Source organism: Boseongicola sp. (assembly GCF_057460485.1).
Genome location: NZ_JBVCWP010000412.1, coordinates 1 through 2715 on the forward strand (window position 1 = coordinate 1; position 2715 = coordinate 2715).

The following is a 2715-nucleotide window of genomic DNA, read 5'->3' on the forward strand; positions in this document are numbered from 1 at the left end:
ACACCAAGGGCGGTTTGCCGACATTCGCTGCACCTGCAAACAAAACGGGCGCGTCCTAAGAAAACAGACGCTCAGGGTCACGACCCATTTTTGTCGGAGTGCATCTGCAGCGAAGGTCGGCAGTGAGCCCGGAGCTGACATGAATATCCAGAAGTGATACTGTAAAATCGACAAGTCCAAAACTGGGAGATGACTATGTTCAATCCTACCGCAGTAATTGCCGCAAGATTTGGAGATCATCTCGCTGAGACCTACCTGCAATATTTTTCGGGACGGAAAAAGGAATACGCGACCTTCATCAGCGGTTGCGCGCAAATACTGCTCGAGCGTTTGGGTAATTCGGACGCCCTTTACCATAACGCCGAACATACGATGATGGTGACACTGGTTGGTCAGCAAATCATCCGTGGCCAATTGGTTACTCGAGCCGTGCGACCCGAAGACTGGCTACATTTCATTGTAGCGCTTCTTGTTCATGACATTGGCTATTCCCGCGGAATCTGCGAAGGTGATACAGAAACCGAAGTCGTCGTAGACGAGGACGGAACCAGGATTTGTCCACCGCGCGGCGCTTCTGATGCCTTTCTCGCTCCGTATCACGTTGATCGCGGGAAAATCTATGCCCGTCAACGATTTGCAGCAACTAATCTAATCGACGAGGAGAGGATTGCTGAGGCCATCGAATATACTCGATTTCCCGTTCCGGATGACCTTGCCTATGCCGACACAGAGAGTGAGCCGGCTCTCGTGCGCGCCGCCGATCTGATTGGACAGATTGGAGATCCATTCTACCATCGGAAGATAGGCGGGCTTTACCAAGAGTTCGCTGAAACCGGGTTTGCAGAACAAATGGGTTATAAGTCGCCAATGGATTTAATGGAACAGTTTCCAAAGTTCTTTTGGCACCAGGTGCAACCACTTATCGGTCCGGCGCTCATGCATCTGGAGCAGACAATGGAAGGCAAGCAGTGGGTCGCACAGCTTTACAATCATGTATTTCAAGTTTCTTATCGCTCCAGTTGCCTTGGACCATTTCCCGGCGCAAAAGATCACACATAACCAGATTAGACTTCTTTCAGCCAAATTTAATAAATGAGGCCGAGGAGTGGATCAGAAACTATCGCCTGCGAAGTAGGAAATGGCCGCCGTGCCGCTGATTTCGTTTGCAAGTGCAGCGAAGATCGGCAGTGAGCCCTTAGCGACCCAAAAAAGGGTCGTCAAAAGAAGTGCATTCGTGACCAAATTTCCCTGCATCGACGTTTCATGCATCGACGTTTCATGATACCTTGAAATGGAAGACTCACGCAGGTCCGACTGATCGGAGGGGGTGGACATGGAACGCAAGTTGGCGGCGATTTTGGCTACGGATATCGTTGGTTTTGCAGGGCTTGTTTCGCGCGATGAAAGTGGAACTCTGGAGCGGTTGGAACGGCTCAAATGCGACGTGATCGAAATGCTGGTCGGGGCGCATAGAGGCCGGGTTTTCAAATCCACGGGAGACGGTTTCCTCGCTGAGTTCTCGAGCACGATGGAAGCGGTGAGTTGTGCTGTTGGAATTCAACGGGCATCAGCGCTCGCGGCGCTCCAGTCCGGTGACAAAGAGGTTCTTGTGCTTCGGATCGGTGTGTCTGTCGGAGACGTGGTGGTGCAGGGGGACGATTTGCTGGGCGACGGAGTGAATGTTGCCGCGAGGCTGGAGGCGATGGCAGAACCGGGTGGCATCGCCGTGTCAGGCGACGTGATGGCCCAGATCAAAGGCAAGGTCGACCTGCCGCTGGAAGACTGCGGCTACAAGCGACTCAAGAATTCGGATACCCAAATTCATGTCTACATGACCCGGTCAAAACCCGGAAAAGTAGGGGGTTTTCTGGATTTTGACGAAGACGATTTGGCAAACACGGTCATTCAGGGAGGCTGTCTGTGCGGAGCCATCCGATACGAAGTGCATGCGCCGCCGCTTAGCACGGGTTACTGCCATTGCAGCTGCTGTCGGAAATTCTCCGGATCAGTGGTAAACGCATGGACGGCTTTTCCGCTATCTGCATTTCGGTTTTTGCATGAAGAACCAAGCTATTTCGCGTCCTCGCCGATAGCGGAACGCGGATTCTGTCCCCAATGTGGTGCAAGCCTCACCTACAAACTGGTTCGGCCGGGGGAAACCGCCTATCTGGTTGTGCATACATCGAGCCTTGATGAACCGGAAAACTTTGCGCCATCAGTTCACTCGGGCATTGAGAGCAAGATATCCTGGTTCGATATCTTGGATGATCTGCCACGAACCCGATCCGCCGATTCCAAGGTTTTGCAGGAAGCGTGGGCGAGTGTCGGGTTGCCTGATCCCGAAAGTTGGGGGCCATTGGCCAAGCCACCGGAAGTGTTTTGAAGAAGTGGGCACGATCGGTCCAAGGTCTTCGTTTCAAATGCCCAAACTCAGCGCCAAAACAAACGCTCAGTCCGCAGAATAGAGAGTACACCGGTCTTCGGGTGCTGATGTACAGCGACCGGCTCTTTTGTACCGCACACCGACGTTTCAGTCGACAAAAATACTGCACCATGCACCAACGGCTGCTTCGACGGGCCGCACCGCAGAATCCGGGCTGGTTGCTGGAAGGCGGCTTTGGGCCGTTTTTACCTTAGCTGCGTCGCGCACATTTCAAAAAAAATTGACCGAAGCTTTCAGGCACAAAGAGGTAGCCCCAGTTATTTAATAAATTG

3 protein-coding genes are annotated in these 2715 nt (G+C 52.8%); 2 read left to right on the forward strand and 1 reads right to left on the reverse strand.

What is annotated here, in order from left to right:
* Positions 1-195 precede the first annotated feature (195 nt).
* Positions 196-1059 (forward strand): hypothetical protein, encoded by an 864-nt coding sequence (locus tag AC221Y_RS22940; protein WP_486708601.1) that lies wholly within the window; start codon positions 196-198, stop codon positions 1057-1059.
* A 51-nt stretch (positions 1060-1110) separates the two neighbouring features.
* Here the strand turns inward: AC221Y_RS22940 and AC221Y_RS22945 are convergent, their stop codons facing one another.
* Positions 1111-1269 (reverse strand): hypothetical protein, encoded by a 159-nt coding sequence (locus tag AC221Y_RS22945; RefSeq protein WP_486708602.1) that lies wholly within the window; start codon positions 1267-1269, stop codon positions 1111-1113.
* 64 nt (positions 1270-1333) lie between these two features.
* On the opposite strand from AC221Y_RS22945, the gene AC221Y_RS22950 reads away from it, so the two are divergent.
* Positions 1334-2383 carry a GFA family protein gene (locus tag AC221Y_RS22950; protein ID WP_486708603.1) on the forward strand — a complete coding sequence of 350 codons (1050 nt, stop codon included), beginning with the start codon at positions 1334-1336 and terminating at the stop codon, positions 2381-2383.
* Positions 2384-2715: the final 332 nt, after the last annotated feature.

What these genes read in the sequence shown, in the direction of transcription:
- AC221Y_RS22940 (WP_486708601.1), top strand. Translation starts at nt 196, where the DNA reads ATGTTCAATCCTACCGCAGTAATTGCCGCAAGATTTGGAGATCATCTC.
- AC221Y_RS22945 (WP_486708602.1), bottom strand. Translation starts at nt 1,269, where the DNA reads ATGCATGAAACGTCGATGCAGGGAAATTTGGTCACGAATGCACTTCTT.
- AC221Y_RS22950 (WP_486708603.1), top strand. Translation starts at nt 1,334, where the DNA reads ATGGAACGCAAGTTGGCGGCGATTTTGGCTACGGATATCGTTGGTTTT.